This is a genomic window from Acinetobacter sp. NS-4, from assembly GCF_037402435.1.
Taxonomy (GTDB): domain Bacteria; phylum Pseudomonadota; class Gammaproteobacteria; order Pseudomonadales; family Moraxellaceae; genus Acinetobacter.
Genome location: NZ_JBBEUE010000027.1, coordinates 1 through 22,787, shown reverse-complemented (window position 1 = coordinate 22,787; position 22,787 = coordinate 1). Strand labels below are relative to the sequence as shown.

General features: G+C 41.9%; 23 protein-coding genes. 6 read left to right on the top strand and 17 right to left on the bottom strand.

What is annotated here, in order from left to right:
• Positions 1–13: 13 nt before the first annotated feature.
• Positions 14–1,369: an MFS transporter gene (locus tag WAE57_RS15315; RefSeq protein ID WP_337711229.1), complete on the bottom strand. Its 1,356-nt coding sequence runs from the start codon at positions 1,367–1,369 to the stop codon at positions 14–16.
• A 295-nt stretch (positions 1,370–1,664) separates the two neighbouring features.
• Between WAE57_RS15315 and WAE57_RS15310 the strand changes: the two genes are divergently transcribed.
• From WAE57_RS15310 to WAE57_RS15300, 3 genes are all read left to right on the top strand, one after another.
• The gene (locus WAE57_RS15310; RefSeq protein ID WP_337711228.1) at positions 1,665–2,432 is read left to right on the top strand and encodes an enoyl-CoA hydratase-related protein; all 768 of its coding nucleotides are present in this window, start codon (positions 1,665–1,667) and stop codon (positions 2,430–2,432) included.
• A 64-nt stretch (positions 2,433–2,496) separates the two neighbouring features.
• Entirely contained in the window at positions 2,497–2,994 is a 498-nt protein-coding gene (locus tag WAE57_RS15305) for a MarR family transcriptional regulator (RefSeq protein ID WP_337711227.1), read from the top strand.
• Between the two features lie 94 nt (positions 2,995–3,088).
• On the top strand, positions 3,089–3,787 hold the full coding sequence (locus tag WAE57_RS15300) for a nitroreductase (RefSeq protein WP_337711226.1): 699 nt from the start codon (positions 3,089–3,091) through the stop codon (positions 3,785–3,787).
• 38 nt (positions 3,788–3,825) lie between these two features.
• Here the strand turns inward: WAE57_RS15300 and WAE57_RS15295 are convergent, their stop codons facing one another.
• The 9 genes from WAE57_RS15295 to WAE57_RS15255 all read right to left on the bottom strand — a co-directional run bounded on the left by WAE57_RS15295 (position 3,826) and on the right by WAE57_RS15255 (position 10,550).
• A complete protein-coding gene (locus WAE57_RS15295; protein ID WP_337711225.1) occupies positions 3,826–5,049 on the bottom strand; it encodes a CaiB/BaiF CoA-transferase family protein in 1,224 nt (407 codons plus the stop codon).
• A gap of 637 nt (positions 5,050–5,686) precedes the next feature.
• A complete protein-coding gene (locus WAE57_RS15290; RefSeq protein ID WP_237788169.1) occupies positions 5,687–5,851 on the bottom strand; it encodes a hypothetical protein in 165 nt (54 codons plus the stop codon).
• 253 nt (positions 5,852–6,104) lie between these two features.
• Positions 6,105–6,722 carry a cytochrome b/b6 domain-containing protein gene (locus WAE57_RS15285; RefSeq protein WP_337711224.1) on the bottom strand — a complete coding sequence of 206 codons (618 nt, stop codon included), beginning with the start codon at positions 6,720–6,722 and terminating at the stop codon, positions 6,105–6,107.
• A gap of 242 nt (positions 6,723–6,964) precedes the next feature.
• A complete protein-coding gene (locus tag WAE57_RS15280; protein ID WP_092819707.1) occupies positions 6,965–7,300 on the bottom strand; it encodes a carboxymuconolactone decarboxylase family protein in 336 nt (111 codons plus the stop codon).
• 54 nt (positions 7,301–7,354) lie between these two features.
• Positions 7,355–7,750, bottom strand: a complete 396-nt coding sequence (locus tag WAE57_RS15275; RefSeq protein ID WP_261181992.1) for a rhodanese-like domain-containing protein — start codon at positions 7,748–7,750, stop codon at positions 7,355–7,357.
• Between the two features lie 243 nt (positions 7,751–7,993).
• On the bottom strand, positions 7,994–8,773 hold the full coding sequence (locus WAE57_RS15270) for a sulfite exporter TauE/SafE family protein (protein WP_337711232.1): 780 nt from the start codon (positions 8,771–8,773) through the stop codon (positions 7,994–7,996).
• A gap of 68 nt (positions 8,774–8,841) precedes the next feature.
• The gene (locus WAE57_RS15265) at positions 8,842–9,714 is read right to left on the bottom strand and encodes an MBL fold metallo-hydrolase (protein ID WP_337711223.1); all 873 of its coding nucleotides are present in this window, start codon (positions 9,712–9,714) and stop codon (positions 8,842–8,844) included.
• 2 nt (positions 9,715–9,716) lie between these two features.
• A complete protein-coding gene (locus WAE57_RS15260) occupies positions 9,717–10,133 on the bottom strand; it encodes a DUF6691 family protein (protein ID WP_086176663.1) in 417 nt (138 codons plus the stop codon).
• Positions 10,134–10,550, bottom strand: a complete 417-nt coding sequence (locus WAE57_RS15255) for a YeeE/YedE thiosulfate transporter family protein (protein ID WP_086176664.1) — start codon at positions 10,548–10,550, stop codon at positions 10,134–10,136.
• 111 nt (positions 10,551–10,661) lie between these two features.
• On the opposite strand from WAE57_RS15255, the gene WAE57_RS15250 reads away from it, so the two are divergent.
• Both WAE57_RS15250 and WAE57_RS15245 read left to right on the top strand, forming a co-directional pair.
• Entirely contained in the window at positions 10,662–10,982 is a 321-nt protein-coding gene (locus tag WAE57_RS15250) for a metalloregulator ArsR/SmtB family transcription factor (protein ID WP_337711231.1), read from the top strand.
• Between the two features lie 528 nt (positions 10,983–11,510).
• Complete coding sequence (locus tag WAE57_RS15245; protein WP_337711222.1) at positions 11,511–12,134, top strand: class I SAM-dependent methyltransferase; 624 nt, start codon at positions 11,511–11,513, stop codon at positions 12,132–12,134.
• A 136-nt stretch (positions 12,135–12,270) separates the two neighbouring features.
• Here WAE57_RS15245 and WAE57_RS15240 read toward each other — a convergent pair whose 3' ends face one another.
• The 7 genes from WAE57_RS15240 to WAE57_RS15210 all read right to left on the bottom strand — a co-directional run bounded on the left by WAE57_RS15240 (position 12,271) and on the right by WAE57_RS15210 (position 21,662).
• Positions 12,271–12,771, bottom strand: a complete 501-nt coding sequence (locus WAE57_RS15240) for a Dps family protein (protein ID WP_337711221.1) — start codon at positions 12,769–12,771, stop codon at positions 12,271–12,273.
• Between the two features lie 774 nt (positions 12,772–13,545).
• A complete protein-coding gene (locus WAE57_RS15235) occupies positions 13,546–14,904 on the bottom strand; it encodes an ATP-binding protein (protein WP_337711220.1) in 1,359 nt (452 codons plus the stop codon).
• Entirely contained in the window at positions 14,904–15,566 is a 663-nt protein-coding gene (locus tag WAE57_RS15230; RefSeq protein ID WP_086194903.1) for a response regulator, read from the bottom strand. Before WAE57_RS15230 ends, WAE57_RS15235 begins: the two co-directional genes overlap by 1 nt.
• 140 nt (positions 15,567–15,706) lie before the next feature.
• Entirely contained in the window at positions 15,707–17,014 is a 1,308-nt protein-coding gene (locus WAE57_RS15225; RefSeq protein ID WP_337711219.1) for a TolC family protein, read from the bottom strand.
• On the bottom strand, positions 17,011–17,337 hold the full coding sequence (locus WAE57_RS15220) for a DUF3240 family protein (protein WP_016165445.1): 327 nt from the start codon (positions 17,335–17,337) through the stop codon (positions 17,011–17,013). The genes WAE57_RS15225 and WAE57_RS15220 overlap by 4 nt, the downstream gene beginning before the upstream one ends.
• Positions 17,330–20,413, bottom strand: a complete 3,084-nt coding sequence (locus tag WAE57_RS15215; protein WP_337711218.1) for a CusA/CzcA family heavy metal efflux RND transporter — start codon at positions 20,411–20,413, stop codon at positions 17,330–17,332. Before WAE57_RS15215 ends, WAE57_RS15220 begins: the two co-directional genes overlap by 8 nt.
• A gap of 10 nt (positions 20,414–20,423) precedes the next feature.
• Positions 20,424–21,662 carry an efflux RND transporter periplasmic adaptor subunit gene (locus tag WAE57_RS15210; protein ID WP_337711217.1) on the bottom strand — a complete coding sequence of 413 codons (1,239 nt, stop codon included), beginning with the start codon at positions 21,660–21,662 and terminating at the stop codon, positions 20,424–20,426.
• Between the two features lie 613 nt (positions 21,663–22,275).
• Between WAE57_RS15210 and WAE57_RS15205 the strand changes: the two genes are divergently transcribed.
• Positions 22,276–22,740: a DUF2946 domain-containing protein gene (locus WAE57_RS15205; protein ID WP_337711230.1), complete on the top strand. Its 465-nt coding sequence runs from the start codon at positions 22,276–22,278 to the stop codon at positions 22,738–22,740.
• Positions 22,741–22,787 lie beyond the last annotated feature (47 nt).

The following is a 22,787-nucleotide window of genomic DNA, read 5'->3' as shown; positions in this document are numbered from 1 at the left end:
CACTACTTTCATTTTACGCTTCCTCAGCTTTTAAATTAAAATTGGTTTTACTCTGTACTTGCGCCATATCTGCACGTCTATGATTAATTAAAGATAAAGCCACAGCGCCAATTAAACCTGCTAAAGCAATCACAAAAAAGTTTTGCTGAATTGGTAAATTTAAAGCCACAATAAAACCAATTAATAGCGGTGCGCCAATCGCGCCTAAACGTCCAACACCTGATGCCATGCCAATTCCTGTTGAACGGATCACGCTTGGATAAAATTGACCGCAGTATGAATATGCAACAATTTGCGCACCTGTTGAACAAGCACCCACAACAGCAATAATGAAATACAGCATGGTAATCGGCATAGGTAAGGTCATTAAATACAGAAAGACACTGCCCAAGGCATACATAATTACCAGCACCCATTTAATGTGGAAGCGATCTGCTAACCAGCCGCCGCCGACTGCGCCAACAATTGCGCCAATATTCAGAGCTATCACAAAAGTAAGTGCTGAACCCAATGAATAGCCTGACATTGCCATTAACTTTGTGAGCCAAGTGCTTAGCGCATAAACCATAAACAAGCAGGTAAAAAATGCCACCCAAAACATCAGAGTACTAAAAGTACGTCCCTCACTGAATAACAGCCCCACCGTTGGTTTTAGATTACTATTTGATGAACCATTAACAAAAACCGCATCCGCAGGGAATTGTGCTTGCGGTGCAATTTTTTCTGCAATCTTACGCAGTTCAGCCTGTTTATTGTGCTTCACCAAATAAACCACAGATTCCGGCATAGATTTTAAGATAAAAGGCAGCAAAATGACCGGTAGGCCTGCAGCATAGAACACCACCTGCCAGCCATGTTGTACAATAAACTGCTTGCCTAAAACTGCCGCTAAAATTCCGCCTACGGCATAACCCGAAAACATCAATGAGGTCATGACATTACGCACTTTCTTTGGTGAATATTCAGTCATTTGCGCAACCACATTCGGCATCACACCACCAATGCCTAATCCCGCAATAAAACGCACGATACTGAATGTCACAGGATCATTGGTTAAACCTGCAATCGCAGTAAAGGCACTGAATAAAAATACACAAATGGCAATGGTTAAACGACGGCCAATTTTATCGGCGAGACCACCAAAAAAAATAGCACCAATCATCATTCCAAACAGCGCTGAACTCGCCATAAATCCAGCAGTTGAAGCACTTACATTCATTTGCTCCATAATCGAAGGTAAAGCTGCACCTGCAACAGAAATATCATATCCATCGAGAATAATAACCAGCATGCACCATATTAAAACTGTGGCATGAAAACCGTTGAATTTAGCTTCACTCGCTAAATTCTGCATATCGACTTGACTCATCAATCAACTCCTTGATTGTTATTGTTGTTTTAGTTCATTACTGTTTTTAGCAATCTATCGGCCATACGCACCCAATTGTATTCTGGATATTTCTGACAGAAACTAAAACTCGAACTTGTTGAATAAACAGCCAGTTCAGATTAGTGAATTATTTTTTTATGTCAATACCATTACATATATATAAATATAAAACCCTAATAAATGGTATTTTTTTAATTAATTTATATTTATATATTGACATAAATAAGATTCAGCCTATGCTTTTTATAAATCTGATTTTCCAAGGAAATGGAACATGCTTGCTGAACTTCACTATGAAAACAATATTGCGGTTATTCGATTGAATCGCCCTGAAGCAAGAAATGCATTAAATGCAGATATGATTGAAAAATTACAGGAAATTGTGTCCAAAATTTCAGCACTGAATCTACGTGCCGCCATTTTCACGGGTGAAGGAAAAGCCTTTTGTGCAGGTGCAGACATTACAGAATTACTGAATAAAAGTCCTGCAGAACATCTGCATAAAATACAAATAGGTCAGGCCTTATTCCAGCAAATACATGAATTAAAATTTCCAACACTGGCCTGTATTCATGGCATGGCTTTGGGTGGCGGACTTGAACTGGCTTTGGCTTGTACATTTAGAATATGCAGCCCTGCTGCAGGTCTTGGACTTCCTGAAATAAAACTCGGTTTAATTCCTGGTTATGGCGGAACACAGCGCTTACCGCGCTTAATTGGGGTATCAAAAGCACTTGAAATGATTGCCAGTGGCAAAATTGTGTCTGTAGAAGAAGCCTATAACATCGGCTTGGTAAATCAGATTATGGAAATGCAAGATCCGATTGAAAGTGGAAAAGCCTATTTAGATTCATTGGCAACACAATTTCCAGCAGCGATTCAGCAAATTATGCAAGCGGTTCAATCCGCAACCGATGTAAATATCTATAAGGGGCTTGAATTGGAAGCCAAACTTTTTGTGGAATGCAGCCAAAGCGCTGATGCTGCTGAAGGCATACAGGCTTTTTTAGAAAAACGGAAAGCGAATTTTTCTCAAAAATAGCTGTACTTATGTTTTGAGCCGATATACTAGCTGCAAATATCAATAGAAAACGTGCTTAATAACTATGTCTGATTCAAAACTTGGAATTTACGATCAATCTTTATATATGATTCATAATCGGCTGTTTTTCCGATTATTTCAGGCAGGCAATAGTCTTGATCGCCAATGTTTAAATGAACTTGGTATTTCACCCGTTCATTGGGCTGTGATGGGCGCACTTTCACGCCCGCACCTTAATAATGCAGGCATGTCATTTTCCGATTTAACCGAATACTTAGGGATTAGCCGGCAAAGTTTAGACAATGTTTTAAAACGATTAGAACGTGAAGGCAGTGTACAGCGTGTCACCTCTCATCAAGACAAACGGGCTAAAAATGTAGCTCTCACGCCATCCGGACAACAAAGCTGGCTCGACTTACAGGAGCAATTTTTTCAGTTCTACCGTCAAGCAATGTCTGGCTTTGCCTTGGATGATTTAGCCAGTTTAATCCACTTACTCAACAAGTTGAATACAGGCCTCAAACAGATCCACCTTGTACAACCTGATGCTGACACGAATTAATACGATTTTTATTTCTAATAATGCTTAAGGTTTGGACTGATAAAATTTATAAAGTTACATAAAATCAAAATATGAAGATTAAAAGGAGTTTCGAATGCAGCAACATACCTTGGTGGATCAAGCCATTACCTCAAGGCATTCTGTACGTGCTTTTAAAAATACCCCACTTGATACACAGACCATCAAAGATATTTTAAACATCGCCTGCCGTGCACCGTCAGGCAACAATATTCAGCCTTGGAAAGTTTATGTTGTGACTGGCCAAAAACGCAAAGAGCTGATTCAGCAGGTCTGTGCAGCGCAAAGGCAGATTTTTGAGCAGCCTGAAATAGCGAGCCGTTATAAAGAAACATTTAAGTATTATCCTGATCAATGGACGTCTCCATTTATCGAGCGCCGACGTGAAAATGGCTGGGGACTCTACGGTTTGCTGGATATTAAAAAAGGTGAACAGCAGAAAATTCAGCAGCAACATCTACGTAATTATCAGTTATTTGATGCTCCCGTAGGCCTATTTTTTACTTTAAGTACGACTTTAGAAACTGGCTCAAAAATGGACATTGCGATGATGATTCAAAATGTCATGATCACAGCTAAAGCACGTGGAATTGATAGCTGCCCTCAGGCCGCATGGAACCCATTTCATCAAATTGTAGCCAAGGTTCTTGATATTCCGGAAAATGAAGAATTAGTTTGCGCTGTAGCGCTGGGATATGCCGATCAAACTCAAGCGGTGAATCAATTACATACACCGCGTGTTCCTGCCGAAGAGTTTGCTATTTTCTGTGATTAAAATCAAAAGGTTAAAAGGCACATAACGTGCCTTTTCCTTTAGCCTTGCTGAATGATATTTTTATGCTTTAAAGCTTTCAATTCATCTTCAGAAACAAAACGGTTTAAAATTTTGTCAGTATCCTCACCCAAATAAGGGGGTGCTTTAACATATTGGACTGGGGTTTTAGACAATTTAATAGGTGAACCAATCGAAAGATAATCGGAACGTAATGGATGATCCATACTGACGAGCATTTTACGCGATATCACCTGCTCTTCTTCTAATGCTTGTTGTAAATCATTAATCATACCGACCGGAACCTTCACCGCATGAATACGTTCGACCCAATACTGTGCGGGTTGAGTCATAAAATGCTGCTGCAATAATGCGGTAATTTCTTCACGATGGGTCACACGGTCCTTATTTTTTACAAATTTTGGATTTTGAGAAAGTTCTGGTAGACCAATACTGTCACATAACATTTGAAACTGCTGGTCATTACCGCAAGCGATAATAAACTCACATTCCTTCGCCTTAAAGACTTGGTACGGGACAATATTGGCATGTGCATTCCCTAAACGGCCCGGTATTTTTTCTGACGTTAAATAATTCATTGCTAATACCGAAAGAGAAGCCACTTGAGTATCTAGGAGCGCCATATCAATATGCTGACCTTCACCAGTACTCACTCGTGAAAGCAATGCGGCCTGAATGGCAATTGCAGCATATAAGCCTGTAGTTAAATCTGCAAATGCCAGACCTGCCTTCTGCGGCCCACCTCCGGGTAAATCATCACGTTCACCTGTGACACTCATCATGCCACCCATGCCTTGTATAATAAAGTCATATCCCGGTTCAGCGGCGCGTGGACCTGTTTGTCCAAAACCTGTGATCGAACAGTAAACTAATTTAGGATTGAGTTGATTAAGGCTTTCATAATCCAGGCCATATTTTTTTAATGAGCCAGCTTTATAATTTTCAATCAGCACATCACAGTCTAAGACCATTTTTTTAATTAGCGTTTGACCTTCTTTTGTTGCAATGTCAATGGCGACTGAATATTTTCCTCGATTCGCAGATAGATAATAAGCAGATTCACCAGTCTCATCACCCTGATCATTTTTTAAAAAAGGAGGTCCCCAAATACGGGTATCATCTCCCTGAAAAGGTCTCTCAACTTTGATCACCTCTGCACCCAGATCTGCTAGTATTTGACTACACCACGGTCCTGCCAGAATTCGACTTAAATCAAGAACTTTAAATCCTGTTAAAGCACCCATAATTTTCCTCAATTTTTCTAGTTAGTTTTTAGACTTCCATTCATTAGGTGTACTGAATCCCTAATTCGCCATTAAAATTATAAAATTGTTTGAAAAAAAACTAACTGGCATAATCACTTAAATTGTGAAAACACATTAATTTATCAGGAATTAGATCAATAGGTAATAAAATATAAGTAGCAATTATTACTGCTAAAATTTTTATAAAATTGGATGTTCGCTTATCTTTTGCAATGAGCCAAACAACTAAAATGTCTTTTTTTAATTGATTTAGCCCATTGTTTGATTGTTTGATTGTTTGATTGTTTGATTGTTTGATACCTACTGGATATTAAAAAGCCATCGAGATCTAATCCTAAGAGAGTTTTCTTAAATTGATATATTTTTTGTTTTTATTAAAAATTTATAAAATTACCACAATAGCTGTTATCTGAAATTCAATGGCTAGAAACCATTTAAAAACAATATATGCAGAATTTCCCACGTTTTAATGTAGGGGTAGCCCATGCGGACCAACGGATTATGAGTTGATTCTGTCACAGCAGCGTACTGCGGTATTGTTGCTGTGGCTTCACCAATCCATAGCAGCAGACAGCGCAGATGGGCTCGGCCTTCAGACCCGTCATGCTACGAACGATCAATGGTCAAACAGGGTATATAAAAGAATAATCAGGCCCATCAAAATGTACGGACATAAGTACAATGCCAAAGCAGCAGGCCAAGTCCAGTCCCATCCATAATGTACCCCAAGCACACCCACAGTCGTGCCAACAACAGGAATCCCCGCTGTAATAATCGCCACGATTATTCCCACTATACCATGCCAATCAAGTACCTGATTGAAATAGGTATAAACTCCAAAAAACTGAATAATGCTGATTATCCAATAGGCTACAAACTTAATGACTTTCATTACTCCAGTACCCCACCAAAACTCATCCGATTGAAATGATGCAGTTCATCAATGCTTTGTCATTTGATGTTATGAACCCTCTCAATGTGTCAAAGGAGATGTTTGAATCTCATCGCCTTCTCTGTTCTGCGTTCATACAAGCTTAACTAAAATAGAAAAACCAGAAAGCAATCAACACGCCCAGTGAAAAGAGTGCAGCAAACAGGGTGAACCATGAATGCGATTCGATCCCCCAGAACATCCGTTTTGCCAGCCATTTTTTAAGCAGAACACTATTCAGTGTCAACGCTGCCAAATGCAGCAACACACTGGCTAAAAACAGATTGGCAAAGAGCTCATGAATTTCTTTTAAGGTATGGCTATAGGTATAGTCGGTCAAAAAGCCGGCCAGCACCGTTAAAGGCAGCAGGAGAAAAATACCCAGTATGCTGAGCTGAAACAGGCTGGAACTGGCTGCTTTTAAAAATGTTGGCGAAAGCCATTGCTGCGGCTGTGCCCAATAACGCTGTACAAAAGGCTTGATCACCTGCAATCGTCGGCTTGGCCCTGAAGGCTTAGTATGGGCCAGTCGAGGAGCGCCAAACTGCCATAAAATTCTTAATATCAGACTGATTCCGAGGGTATAGCCAAAGGCCATATGGATTTGATGCCATTCTTCTGCATCCCCAGTCAGATAAGCCCCGGTAAAACTCAACATGATGACAATATGCAGAAACCGGATCAATAAATCCGTTGAAGAAGTGGTTGTACGCTGAAGCATAAAAAACCTGTGCTGACTTTATTTTAAGTGCAGCATAGCAACTCAAGCTGAGTTGAATCTTAAGATACCGCCAAAAAAAAGTGCGCTTGTTAAAGCGCACTTTTTAGCATGAGGAAATCTGATCAAGATCAATGCCAAGAAGCCCCAATAAGCAGGTTTTTTTGTGATTTGTCCACCTGTTATTCCATCAGCCTCATTCTAAGCTCGGCAGGATTGCCAGCCCTCCATTACCCCATATCCAATCAGCTGGAAAACTCTTTAAAGGCATCCAGTGCATTTGCGGCATACATTAATGACGGTCCACCGCCCATATATACAGCAACACCTAAAAGCTCTTCCAGCTCCTGCAGGGTCATCCCCATTTTAACCAGGGTTCTGACATGAAAACCGATACAACCATCACAACGCGATGCAACACCAATCCCCAGAGCAATCATTTCCTTGGTTTTGGGATCAATCACGCCATCACGCATAGCCGTCTGCGACAACTGATTAAAACTTTTCATTAAATCAGGTGAATCCTGAGTTAAAGTTCTTAAACTGCCTGAAATGTTCTGGGTTAATTCTTTGTATTTCATCACTGCCTCTCACATTAAACAATCAACAATAAGGTTGTTCACCTATTCAATAGCTTATTTTTCTACCGGATAGCCCTGTTGCAGCCAGGCCTGATAACCGCCCTGCACAGACTTGACCTGGGTAAAACCCATATTCTGTAAGGTATCGGTTGCCAATGCTGAGCGTCCACCCGTGCCACAAATCAGATAGATCGGCTGATCTTTAAGATGTTCCAGTGCCTGTAGGGTATCGCAATGATGGCTCGCCACAGGATGCTGGTGAATTCTCATTTCTAAAACACCACGAGGATAATTCACCGCCCGGTCTATCGCTGCCGCCTGAAATTCATCCGGTTCCCGAACATCAATCAGAATGGTTTTATGGTTTTTCATCGCTTCAAACAGTTCATCTACGCTCACTTCCTGAATCCGGCTTTTTGCATTCTGGATCAATTGCTCTGCAGTTTTCATCATTTTCATTCTTCCTCAGCCATTAAAATCATATTCATATTTTATAAAATATAATCAGGTAGATTAAAAGCCGTTTAGTTTAAATTCCCAAGCGGCAGTTTCAGCCCTCTTGCCACGATCAGGCCATGCAGACCCTAGCTGCTAAAGTGCTTTCAGATGTTACACTTGCTTGATGTTCAACCTGATGACAGTCGCATCCAGGCTGATTCAACTCACGCATTCTTATCCAGACAGCGGGCGGAACTAGCCCATGAGCGCTGAATAAATTAAATACATCGCCACCCCCATCACGGTCGTGGCAAAAATTTTCTGCACCAGATTACTGTCTATCCGGTGCATCGCATGACGTCCTATTAACATGCCCACAATACAAGCCAGAACGAAAGTTAGCGTGACCGAAACAGGGTATTGAAAGCCATCCAGTACGTGTACAGAAATACTGACACCGCCTATCAGGAAAATAATCATCAGCGAAGTTGCAACGATGCTGCGCATATCCAGGTCAGTCACTTTACGTAGTGCCGGAACAATCACGAACCCCCCACCCACTCCAAGCAAACCGGTCAGTAGACCTGCCACGACACCAATGGCGCCGAGAGATAATGCAGTTTTCATATTCCAGATCAGGCGACCAGTCGTTTGATTGACCTTACACAGTGCATTTCCATGATCATGGACTTTATTAAAGAAGATCCGGTAAGCGATGATCAGCATCACCAAACTGAAAGCCAGCGTGAGCCATACAGGAGAGATAATTCCAGCCAGATGCACGCCATAACGTGCTGAAGGAATACTGATCAGCGCAATCCAGAGCGCAGCACGATAACGCACGATGCGCTTGGACAAACCTTCAAATGTTCCAACCAGTGCTGATAGGGTCACTGCCAGCAAGCCTACAGGTGCAGCCTGTGCTACCGTCCAGCCCTGACTCGCCATCAGTGCAGGTACAGCCAGAATACCGCCACCCGCACCGGTTAAACCCAGCAAGCCACCGATGGCCAGCCCTTCCAGTATCAACCACATCACCCCTATACCTCTCTTAACTCCAGTGGTTCAACAAAAGAACCTGCTGGTTTAATCCTGAAACTTGCCTATTTGAAGTAATTCAGCGGAAGCTTTAAATAAGAAACCCCATTCTCTTCCGGTTCAGGGAACTGTCCTGCTTTCATGTTGATCTGAATCGAAGGTAGAATCAGTTTGGGCATACTCAAACCTGCATCGCGCTTGTTACGCATCTCGATAAATTCAGCTTTGGTCGTGCCATGATGAATATGAATATTGCGGTTTTTTTGCGTCTGGATATCCGTCTCACACACATAACTATTCCGTGTTTCTGGCAAATAGTCATGGCATAGAAACACCCGGGTAGTCTGCGGCAATTCAAACAGGCGCTGTACCGAATCAAACAGCATGGCTGCACTGCCACGCGGAAAGTCACAGCGTGCCGTGCCATAATCCGGCATAAACAAGGTATCGCCCACAAACACGGCATCACCGATGACATAACTCAAGCAGGCTGGCGTATGTCCAGGGGTGGGCATGTTATATGCCTCGATGGAACCAAGCTGGAATTTCTCATCATCCTCAAACAGGTAATCAAATAACTGCTGGGTATTCCATTGCTTGATATCTAGATGGTAGATGGCAGCAAAGGTTTCCTGGACCATCGCAATTTTCTGGCTCATGGCAATCTTGCCCCCCAGTGCAGCTTTGAGATACTGCGCCGCGGTCAAGTGATCGGCATGGACATGAGTTTCCAGAATCCACTCGACGGTTAAACCCTGTGCTTTGACATAGGCAATGATCTGATCGGCATGTGTGGTCGAGGTGCTGGCAGATGCAGCATCATAATCCAGCACACTGTCAATAATTGCGCAGGCTTTCGTTGAAGGATCACTCACCACATAACTGAAAGTATTGGTATCTTCATGAAAAAAGTCTTTTACAACTGGGGAATTTGACATGATTAGGCTCCTGCCCATTTACGGTGAATCAACACGCCTGCAAGCATCGCAACAATAAAATACAGGACCTGATAATGCCCAAGACCAATCAAGGTAAAACTTGGTGCAGGACATATCCCGGCAATCCCCCAACCGATACCAAAGAGCAGGCTGCCCGAAATCAGTTTAGGGTCAATCTTGTTATTCTTTGGCAAATCGATCGGTTCATTAAAGATCGTTTTCGGTGCCTGGCTGCGTAGCGCTTTTTGAAAGGGAATAAATGCCACAGCAATTGCACCCATCATCACAAAAGCCAGGCTGGCATCCCAGTCCCCAAACAGATCCAGAAAGTCGAGCACTTTTTCCGGATTCGACATCCCGGAGACCATCAGCCCCACAGAAAACAAACCGCCGAAAATGAAAGCCAGAAAATTCTTCATTTAGAAAGCTCCTGTGATATGGCGAATGATATAAACTGTGACAAAACCAGCGAACATAAAGCTCATGGTGGCCAGGATAGAACGCTTCGATAAACGGCTCATCCCGCAAATCCCATGACCACTGGTACATCCTGAACCCAGGCGCGTACCAAAGCCAACCAGCAGACCCGCGATGATCATCATCAGCGGACTGGCATTCAACTCGATCTCAGGCTGGACAAATAATCCATAAATAAAGGGCGTGACAATCAAACCTGACATAAACCAGATTGCAGGGGTTTTAAACACGGTCTGTGGATTGAGTACCTGTCCAATCAATCCGCTGATCCCTGCGATACGGCCATGCACATAGAGATAGCCGACCACCGCTACTCCCAGTAATAATCCGCCGAGAAATGCAATGAGAAAATCATGCATAGTAAATCTACTCATTTACAATATATATTTTTATATTATATAATAAATAAAAATATTCAAGCGGAAATGCTGATTTTTTTGTATCTCATCATGGCTTATCAGGACACCTACATGAACCCTGCACCGTTAAAAGCACAAATAGACTTTTCACAAGTCGATTTTGTCAGTGATTGTCTGAAAGTTTTATCCAACCCTGCCCGTCTTAAAATTCTCTGTGTCTTGGTCGATGGCGAGCTGAATGTACAGCACATAGAACAACGTACGGATATCCACCAACCCACCTTGTCACAACAGCTGACTGTATTAAGAAACAGCCAGATCGTATCGACACGACGGGAAGGCAAACAGATTTTTTATCAATTCAGTGATATACGGGTGCTAAAAATCATGCAGACCCTATATGAAGTGTACTGCAGCCACGATTGTGATTGATATAATTCCACCCTTTTAAGATCACTTTTGGCAAAACAGGTTTTTCAGGGATGCTAAAAGCAAAAGTCTTTAGCTGATTTGCTCATAGATTCCCCTTGCTTTCTGTTTCACAGGGCGACCTTTAACGCAGACTCCCGCCATTAAAATGTTAGGTGCAGCATAAAGCCTGCATCTGCAACATAACCCTATTCGACACCTTCCAACTGTGCTGGAGTGGGTCGGTTTTCTTTACATCAATTCGACAGTATTTATCCAGCTGAACCAAGCGAATTGCATCACAGCCATCTGATTTAGGCTTGAATATTGGCATCAGTGGGCGAAGTTAAACCGTTGTGCCATCAGCTCATTTAAAGAATTAGTTTTTTTTTAGGTTTGTGCTTATTTTCTTTTAGTTGTGTATGTTGTTTAGTATTAAAAAATTTGGATCATGCAGCAAGATGACAAAGCTGTTGTTGTAGCGACATGTGTTTGGGGTAGCTACAATCGATGAGGTATTTTTAGATTTTATTGAGTAAAAGGATGATCCATATGCATCAAGAATGGGACAAACGTTATCAGGAAACACAACATTTATATGGCTCAGAAGCAAATGTATTTATTCAGGACATCAGCCAGCGTTATGCGATTTCTGGCCGTACCTTGGCTATTGCAGAGGGTGAAGGGCGTAATATCCTGTATTTAGCACGTACAGCACGAGAGAAGCATTTAGCATTTAATGCCGAGGCGTGGGATTATTCGCAAGTCGCTCTTGAAAATGCCAAGGTATATGCACAAGAACAAGGGATTGAATTGCAAACCCGGCAGATCGATTTGACTACAGTGAAATGGCCAGAAGATCAATATGACAATATTCTGTGTGTATTTGGTCATGTCGATCCAGCTACCCGATTAAAAACCTTGCAGTGTGTACGTCAGGCACTAAAAAATCACGGTCATTTTATTGGTGAGGTATATTCCAAAGCGCAATTTGCTTATAAAACTGGTGGTCCTGGCAATCCTGATTTTCTATATGATCCTCAAGAGATTTTAGAAGTTTTTCAGGACGATCATATTGTTCACTTTTTTGTCGGAGATGTAGAACGTTATGAAGGACAATTGCATCAGGGCAAAAGCCACGTGATTCAATTTATGATTGAAGTTATCAAAAAGTGAAGCTAACAATTAAATTATGAGGTGAGTCACTCTCTCATCTATTTATAAAAAATGAGAACCATCTGTTTTTGCAACAGATGGTTCGCTTGATTGATCAGCTTGCGGAGATATCTACCAGTTGAATAGCTGTAGATCGTTACTCTTCTAACAGGCTTCTTAACATCCAGGCTGTTTTTTCATGAACTTCAAGTCTTTGTGTGATCAGATCCGCTGTTGGCTGGTCATTAACTTCATCCACGATGGGAAATAGACTTCGAGCAGTGCGTGCAACAGTTTCATGTGCATTGACCAGCAGGCTGACCATTTCCTCGGCTTTAGGAACACCTTCTACTTCTTTAATTGCAGTTAATTTTACAAATTGTTTATAGGTTCCTGGCGCAGGAAATCCCAATACCCGAATTCGTTCAGCAATAATATCCAGGGCATTCCATTGTTCAGTATATTGAGTCATAAACATGTTATGTAAGCTATTGAATTGTGGCCCAGTCACGTTCCAATGAAAGTTATGAGTCATCAAATATAAGGTATAGCTATCCGCTAGCAGTTTAGATAACCCTTCCACGATTTTGGCACGATCACTATGAGAGATACCAATATCAATTTTCACTGCTTTAGATTCTTTTTTAGAACTCGCCATTTTTGAGACTCCTTGTATTTTAAAGGTATATTTATATTAATTTAGCTCGATCTGCTCTATAAGACCTGAGCAATAAAGACTACATGTTTTAGCACTGATAAAGAAATTTTGAACCGTCGACCCATATTCAAATATTCTGCAGGATATCAGCAAAGCTGCAAACATTAGTATTCTGTTGAGTTATATAAATAACATACATCTTACCAAGATGTATTGAGAATTAACGAGAGTTAATTACGCTCGCACAAATATAAATTATGGCAGCAAAACTTGAGTATGTTTTATCACTACGCATGGCAATAGGCTTGAATTCTTTCAATTTAAAAAAGTAATTTTCGATAAGATATCGCCATTGATACATACAACGATCAAATATGCGCTGAACTTTATACAGTTAGCTTTGGGAGGAATAACTGCTTTTACGCCAGGATGATCAAATTCCTTCAATAACTAATTTAGTATGTGTACCGCTATGTATACAATCTGTGACTTTACCGAGACAGAGTTGTTCCATTTTCACCCATTGAGCATCTGTAAACATGTATCTATCCATGATGAAACTATAAACGAAATAGTCTTATTGACCCAATTCTCAACACAGCATAGAAATCAAGTTATGCTTTTAATAAAATTTATGCCGATTTTCACTGTCATATTGCAGCCTCTTATCTAAGTGTAGGATCGCGGGCTTATTTGACCTCTGTCACCACACGTAGTGGTGACAACCTAATTTAAAATTTTAAAAATTACTCTTGGGTACTATCTATAGTGCGGTTATTTATTTTTGATTTTAAACTCAATCCTGATCACCAGACCGCCAATGGCATCTGCCCGGCGTGACTCAATTTTTCCGTGGTATAGATCGACAATTTGCTTAACAATCGATAAGCCTAGACCACTGCCAATAACTGTACTGTTCTGATTCACTCGATAAAATCTTTGAAAAATCAGAGGTATTTGTGCTTCATCCAAACCGATTCCATTGTCCTCAATCTGCACAAAACTATAATTTTCAACACAGCCACAACTAATTTTAATGAGACACGGACGTTCCTGGCTACGATAGATAATGGCATTTTCTAAAAGATTACGGAGCATAATTTCCAATTGATCCATTTGTGCCATGACCAGGGCCGACTCCAGTTGTAACTGTAAGTCAATCTTTGCCTGACGAAGCTGAAAATCCATCATCGCAAGGGTACTTTGAATCATATTAACCAGATCAACCGGGCCTTGAATTTGTTGACCATTGGGTTCTATCCGGGCCAAGGTCAGTAACTGCGTGATCATTCGTGAGGCCTTATCAATGCCAATGATAATGTCCTCTGCTGCTTCTCGTGCCTCCTCAGTAGAACGTGCACTCTGCAAAACTTGTGCATGCAGACGGATCGCCGCCAAAGGTGTACGTAACTCATGGGCTGCATTTGAGGTAAAACGTTTTTCACGTTGCATGCTTTCTGCAACTTCACTCAATAATGTATTTAATGACTTCACCAAAGGTTCGATTTCTTTGGGCACGACAGGGTTGATGGGTTTTAAATGTTCAATCGACTGCTTTTCCAGATTTTGACTGATACTGAATACAGTGGACAAATTGCTACGTACGGTCTGCAAAATCAGCCAAGACAATAATGGTAAAAAAAATGCTGAAACCACTATTAAAAATATTAGCATATCTCTCTGGATATCCTGACGGATGGTCCAGACCTGTGCAATTTGTACTTGTATAGTGTGGGTGCTATCCCAAACCGAATAACTGCGATAGGTTTGATTGTGAATCTTAATCCAGCCAAAGTTGGCTTGCTGAACAAACGGGTGTGTATCCACGCCAACCGAACGATAAATCAACTTGCCATTACGATGCCAAATCTGAAATATAATCTGATTATAATGCTCACCTTGAGCTTTCTCGATGACAGTATGGTCAGGGATTCGCCCTTCCAGTGAACTTGAAGTGGTCGAGAGTAAAGCATGGGCGGTTTCGACCAGTGATTTATCAAATATATTGTTCGCCGTGCGCTGCATTCCCCAGTAGATACAGCCTAGACTACCCACCCAGACAGTGGCGGTGATAACCAGTAAAATCAATGATAGACGCCGGGTCAATGAATAACTGCGGATGAAATTGGCCATCAATAATTTTCATCCATAATATAGCCAAAACCCTGCACTGTACGGACAATGTTTTTCCCAAGCTTGCGCCGTAAATTATGAATATAGACCTGGATCACATTACTGCTTACATCCGCATCATAGGCATAAAATGAGTTTTCTATGCTCTCCCGTGAAATAATCCGGCCACGGTTAAGGATAAAGAGTTCCAGCAAGTGAAATTCTTTCTGAGTTAATTCAACTTCAGTTTGATCTCTCAGTACCTGTTTGGTCGCTTTATTAACTGCAATATTGCCAATCTGAATCAAATCACTCACTTCACCTGAAATACGGCGCAATACTGCTTGAATCCGTGCAATGACTTCATACAAATCATATGGCTTAACTACAAAATCATCTGCTCCTGCATCCAAACCTGAAATACGCTCCTGAATTTTATCCTGAGCAGTCAGAATAATAACGCCTACTTTATTCTTTTTACGGCGCAGTGACTTTAAAACTTCCAACCCATTCCGGTCCGGCAAACCTAAATCAAGCAAAATAAACTGATAATCATAACTCGCCAAAAAATGATAGGCTTGCTCTGCTGTGGTGGCGATATCGACCACAAAATTTGCATGGTCTAAGCCCCGTGCTGTCGCCTTAGCCAGTAAGGCATCGTCTTCAACTAACAATATTCTCACGTCTGAGCTACCCTCTCATTCTGCTACTTACAAGCCTATATTTATTTCTGTGAAAGCGGCAGGTACTCTGGCCCAAGGAAGACAAAACACCAACCGAATAATAATCATACAAAGCATTGATATATCAGCACTCTACTATTTTACTCTGCCTGATGATCCTCATGTAAAGGCCATAACTGATGCGAATTCAGCAATAGTAAACTCAAGCTTTCTGTATAATCAATTTTGGCTTGATCAATTCGACCGCGCGCATCAACCAGTTGCTGTGAATGAAGTAACAGTTCATTTAAACTCAATTCACCAAGCTTATATGCTTTTTGCATCAATCCATGTTGTTGCTGTAACTGTGCCAAATTCTGTTGAGCCTGCTCACTCCGTACAGTTGCCGACTCCATCTGCGTGAACCAGTATTGCGTTTCCTGACGCAAACGGTTTTCTACTCGTCCGATCTCAAAATTGGCCTTTTGAGCTTCCGCCATGGCCATACCAGAAGCTATCCGCACTTGCCGACTGGCGAGTGGAATTGAAACCGTTACACTCATCAAGTTTTCAACGCCAGACTGCTCACGACTATAGCCCACTCCGACCGTAGGATTAGGTACCCGATTGAGTTGCTCTCTTTTGACTAATGCATCTTGCTGTGCTGCCTGCGTTTTGGCCAGCTCAAGCTCATGGTTGGCAGACAAAACCTGCTGTATCCATTCAGTCTGTGTATATTCGAGTGGGCGAATTTTGATGACATCACTGCTCCAGTGTTCTGGAATTTTTCCCTGATAATCACGTGACAATAACTGCTGTGCTTGATAGTAAGCTGTTTTAGCCTGCATATATTGCTCTTCGATTTGCCGCGATTCATTGCTGAGCAGCATCAGTTCCAGTCGTGGGGCATCTCCAGCACGAATACGCTGCTGGGTCATTTGCATATAGTGCTGTATTCTTGCCTGCTGTTCCTCTATGCGCGTCAATTGCAAAGCACTGCGTATATAGGCAAACCACTGATTCAGCAAAGTTTTGGCAACTTCATGTTTGGCATCTTCATATTTTAATTCTGCAATACTCATCCCTCGTTGCGCCAAATCCTGATCCAGCTGGTATTTGCCAGGCAAACGAATCTGCTTTTCAATACCAAAGTTCGGCTCATAGCTATTGGACTTTGTTTGACCATCTTGGGCATTGCTGTTACGAAGCTGCATGCCCGCACGCACTGTCCAGGGATGGCCCAGTTTTAGCCCCTGTCCTGCAAAATTGGCATAGTCCTGATCCGAAACTGCCGATCGAACAGTTGGATGCTGTGACAAGCTCTGTTTGACCGCATCGAGTGGTGGCAAGACCTGATCCAAAGCGGGTTCCGCGGATACGACAGAAGTCATCATCACACAACAGCCCAAGCCCAGTAAACGTAAGGCTTTACCCAGCAAATGGGGTTGAGTCGCTATTTCTGGTTTCATTCGTTCACTTCTCCTTGACCAGCATAACCCGATGTTATGGTTGGTAATACCCAATAGAAACAGTCACTTGATTTAAATTTCTTTTGGATATGGGCCAAAACTAAAGGCACAGTTGCGAGGGGTAAAATCAACAGAATCAAATTACGCTCAGTTGCACCCCGAATTTTTTCTTGAATGTTTCGATAATGTTGGCGACTGCCGAAACCTTGTGCCGGAATACAGGTACATCCTGTCACAATCTCGGGAATGAGCCATAAATGGCTCATTAATTCTTCCGCAATATCACTGGAGATGTTGATAGAGAGTTGGCACATTTCAGACATGAGTATCTCGCACTAAACCAAATTGTTTGAACAAGTTAGGAAGTAAAATCAGCGTCAGTAAGGTGCAGGAAATTAATCCACCAATCACCACGATCGCCAATGGACGCTGAATTTCAGCACCTGGCCCAGTGGTAAAGAGCAACGGAATTAAACCCAAAGCCGCGATACTTGCAGTCATCATTACTGGACGTAAACGTCGCATCGCCCCCTCACGAACCACCTCTTCAATTGCAACGCCGCGTGAAATGAGCTGGTTAAAATAACCGATCATCACCAAACCATTCAGTACGGCAATCCCCATTAATGCAATAAACCCGACCGAAGCAGGCACCGATAAATATTCACCAGTGATGGCTAAGGCTACGACTCCCCCAATTAAAGCAAAGGGAATATTCACAAAAACCAGTACTGCCTGACGAACAGACCCTAAAGTTGTAAAGAGCAGGAAGAAAATCATCGTCAACGCTGCAGGGACAACCAGCATCAGACGCGCTGCTGCACGTTGTTGATTTTCAAATTGGCCACCCCATTTCAATGAATAGCCGGCCGGTAATTTAACTTTCTGGGCAACCTGCTGTTTTGCTTCCTCGACAAAACCAACCAGATCCCGGTCACGCACATTGGCACGGACAACGGACATTCTTGAAGCATTTTCCCGGTCAATTTTGACGACGCCTTCAGTCTTGACCATTTCTGCTAAAGAGGACAACGGTACAGCCGCTGAGTTTTCAACAGGTAAATTCATGTTCGCGAGGGCAAAACTGGATTGTCCCAGACGCGGATCACCTTTCATCATCAATGGAACCGGTCGCCCCTGTTCAATAATCGAACTAATCTGCTGCCCTTCAATGAGCATTTTGAGTTGTGCCTGTATGCTTTGGCTATCTAGCTGATTGCGGACAGCCATATCACGACGAATACGTAATTCCTGATATTGCACCCCAGAATTTTCCAAAGTCATGACGTCTTCGCTGCCTTTGATCCCTTGTAGAACGGTAGAGATTTGCTTAGACAGCTGATTCAGCTGGTCTAAATCGGTACCAAAAATTTTGACGGCCAAATCTCCACGTACACCCGATAACATTTCTGAAGTCCGCATTTCGATCGGCTGACTAAAGGTGAGATTGACCCCAGGAACATCGGCCAATACATGGCGAATTTTGGCTAAAATCTGCTCCTTACTTTGTCCCTGCCACTGATCTTGCGGTTTCAAAATGATAAAGCTATCGGTTTCATTTAAGCCCATAGGGTCAAGGCCCAGTTCATCCGAGCCGGTTCTTGCCACAATGCGGGCCACTTCTGGAACTTGTTTTAGAATTCTTCTTTGAATGTCCAGGTCAAGTGCAATTGAATTTTGCAGGCTGATCGATGGCATTTTTTCCAACTGCAATATGGTGTCGCCTTCATCCATGGTTGGCATAAAAGACTTACCAATGAGTGGAAAAATGAGTGCAGCAACCACCAAAGCACCTCCGGCCAAAGCATAAACACGTTTCGGATGGGCTAAACTTGCATTTAACACCTTGCTATATGCCTGTTCCAGCTTAGCAACAATATACGGCGTGTGATGTGCTTGAGATTTCAAGAAATAAGAACACAGCACCGGAATAATCGTTAATGAAAAAATCAGTGAGCTCGACAATGCAAAGACAATGGTCAGTGCCACTGGAGAGAAGAGTTTCCCTTCCAGACCTTGCAACGTCATCAACGGAATGAAGACCAGCATAATAATGATCATTCCTGCGGTCACCGGCACCGCCACCTCACAAACCGCGCGATAAATGACGTTCAGCGGCGGCAAAAATGAACGGTGTTTGGACTCGTGTGCATCTGCCAGTTGCATTTCAATATTTTCCACCACCACAACCGCCGCATCGACCAGCAAACCAATGGCAATGGTTAAACCACCCAATGACATCAGGTTGGCACTCAATCCAAACTGACGCATCATTAAGAAAGTACTCAATGCAGATAAAGGTAAAATGGCGGCAACCACCAAAGCAGCTCTTAAATTGCCTAAAAACAGCAGCAATAAAATCAGGACCAGTACAATCGCCTCGATCAAGGTTTTACTCACGGTATGAATGGCACGATTCACCAGTTCACCACGGTCATAAAAAGGCTTGATCGTAACGCCCGGGGGTAAGTTTTTCTCAATGTCATGTAAATGTTCACGCACACTTTGCACAACCTGACGTGCATTGGCGCCTTTTAAGGTGAGGACAATCCCTTCAACAGCTTCACCCTGACCATTTTCGGTTACCGCTCCGTAACGGGTAAGGGCACCGGTATGGACATCGGCGACATCCTTCACTTGCACCAGCGTCCCCTGATGATTGGAAACAATAATCTCGCCCAGCTCTTGTAAATTGGTGACACGACTATCGCTACGAATCAGTAATGATTCTCCATTTTCATTCAGACGACCCGCACCGTCACTTGCATTATTTAATTCAATTGCTTGTTTTAACTGATCAAGAGATAGACCTCTCGATGCCAGAGCATCCAGGTTGGGTGTCACTTCAAAGGTACGTGCCAAACCACCCAGGACATTGACATCCGCTACCCCTTCAATTTTTCTGAGCTGTGGACGGACGACCCGATCGAGCAAGGTTCGTTTTTCCATATCACTCATAGGACCATGTAAAGTGAACATAAAAGATTCACCTAATGGCGTCGTCATAGGCGCAATCCCGCCTGATGCATTGCCAGGCAAAGCTGACATGACTCCAGTCAAACGCTCATTGACCTGTTGTCGGGCCCAATAAGGATCTGTCCCTTCTGCAAAATCCAGGGTAATGATTGCAATAGCATATTTAGATTGTGAACGTAGTACAGTTTGATGAGGGATTCCCAACATTTCCTGTTCTATCGGTACCACAATACGGCTTTCCACTTCTTCTGGCGTCATGCCAGGAGATTTCATCACAATTTGAACCTGTGTGCTTGATACATCGGGAAAGGCATCAATCGGCAATTTGGTAAATGCCAAATAACCCGCAACACTGATTGCCATACCCAATAACAGCATTAGGATTCGTTGACTCAGTGAAAATGCAATAATACTTTTTAACATGTGCCTAACCTCAATTCACCGCAGTGCTACTGCTGGCAGGTGGTGCCTGCTCTGCACCGAAACCTGACCAAACGGCTTTTAGACGTTCGACACCCCTCACAGCAACTTGAATTCCAGGTTTTAATGCATTTCCAATCACATGACTTTGCTGCTGGTTCGCACCCACCAATTCCACAGGCATTGCCACGAAACCATTTTGGTTTTTGATAAAAATGAAGTGCTTGTTATCTTTTAAAGTTAAGGCAGCACTCGGTATTACCCATGCGGTTTTTGTTGTCGGGTTATGGCTTTGAATATTCGCTTTAACAAACTGTTGTACTTTTAAACAGTTATCCTTGGCCTGCATTTGGACTAGAATATTTTGAGATTGCGTATTGCCTGAAAGTGCTGGTGCAATTTGTTGTACCTGCCCGGTAATTTCACACCCCTCAACTTTGACCAGATCGCCAATCTGGATATATTTGCTATCCGCTAAAGGGGCTTGCAGCATTAATTGCAAAGGTAGATCACTATTCACCAACTGGCCCAGTACTGCACCGGTTTCTACATACTGACCTGCAGATACCTGTAAACTTTCTACACTGCCTCTGGCTGGACTTTTGACATACACCACGGGATTCAGTCCCTGACTGCTACTTCCGCCCATAAACTGCAACATGCGTTGCTTGGCATTCAGATCAATATTCAGTCGTTGCACTACATTCTGGGCTTCCTGTACACGTTTTTCAGCAATAATCCCTTCAGCATATAAACTGCGTTCACGTGCCAAATTTTGGCTGGCCAATTGCAGTTGTGCACGAATTTGTAAAATTTCATTTTGAATCTGAATTAAATCAGGGCTATGAATGGCCAGTACAGGACTATGGAGACCAACTTCGGCTAAAGGTTGCACCAGTACCTGTTGAACTATCCCCGCTACAGGACTCGTTAAGACCACTTTACTTTGAGGTGACCACTGCGCTTGTCCCTGCAAAGTTAGTGCGAGTTGTACATCTCTTGTCGCTTGTCCTAAAGTTTGTAATTGAATACCTGCTTGTTGAATCTGTGTGGGCGAAATTAAAATCTGATTACCAGACACATCTATTGTTTCTGTTTCATTGGCGACTACATTTTGTGTCTTTGATTTTTCCGCTTTATTTTTATTTAGTAGTAAACTGCTGCCCCACCAAATTCCTAAAATCACCAAGACCAATGTGCAAATACTGATAAATAGTTTTTTATTTCGTAATACACTCACTTGCTGACTCACTGATCTACCCTCAAAAATATTTTCTCTCAGGGTAAAAGCAAGTTCTTAAGATCTAATTAAATTTGGAAATTCAATTTCTTCGGGGCTTGAGCAAATGCTCAGTCGTAAGACGGTAAAAGCTGAAATTATCAAAAATGCCTTAGAGATTTCCAAGGCAAAAAGTACATATCGCAGATGCCCTTATTGCTACCCGGCGATACCCCATAGTGGATTAAAAAAGAAATCCCCTCGGGAATTTCTATCGCTAAAATTGAGCTAGTACAACTCTAGTCCTTCTCTTTTTCAAGTCAATTGCTTATCCGTTATTCAGGTTAGTAAAAGATATTTAAATAAAATCCCCACAATGTAGGGAAAATTATTCTATATACTTTACTTTCTGAATTTTAATCATTATTTTTTAAAAGCAAAATTAATCATGCACGATTTTAATCTGAATTAATTCAGATTAAAATCAACTACTTATATAAATAATTTTTATTTTTACTTTATTATAAAAATTATTAAGCTAAATTAAAATCAAAACTCTTAAATTAATACTACATACTTTTAATAAATATTAATTCTGCTAGAATCGAATATTCTTACTTGGATAATTGAGACCATCTAAGTGATCATGGTTTTAGGTAGATTGCTAGCCTTTTGGGCAATCTTGTTGCAGATTGCTGTTTTGATACAGCCTTTACTCCCAGAGAAATATCAAATTTCTCCAGTCTGTGAAACTATTGTCCATGCACTTCTATTAGATACTTCTCATGATCTGCATAGCTCAGATCATTCGCATAATTACTCCCATCGAGACTTGAGTTTAGCTAATCATGAACCTGAAAAGCTTAATAATGCACATCTAGAACAAAAAACTTCATACAGTCATCATCACGATACGAATCATCAATGTCAGTACTGTGTTGTTTACGCACATGTCGTTCCACTACCAGACATTGGTATTAAAGAAGTTCTCGTTAGAATCCAAGTTCTTTTTTTAGCTTTTAAAGAAGCTTTTTTCCACATCTTCTTTCTTTTAAAGCAATTATTTCTTATCCCTCAAGGTCGCGCACCTCCTTTCTCTTTTGCTATCTAAGTTTATTGGCAATTATTTATTGTTTTGAAATTTAATTAGTTGAAGAG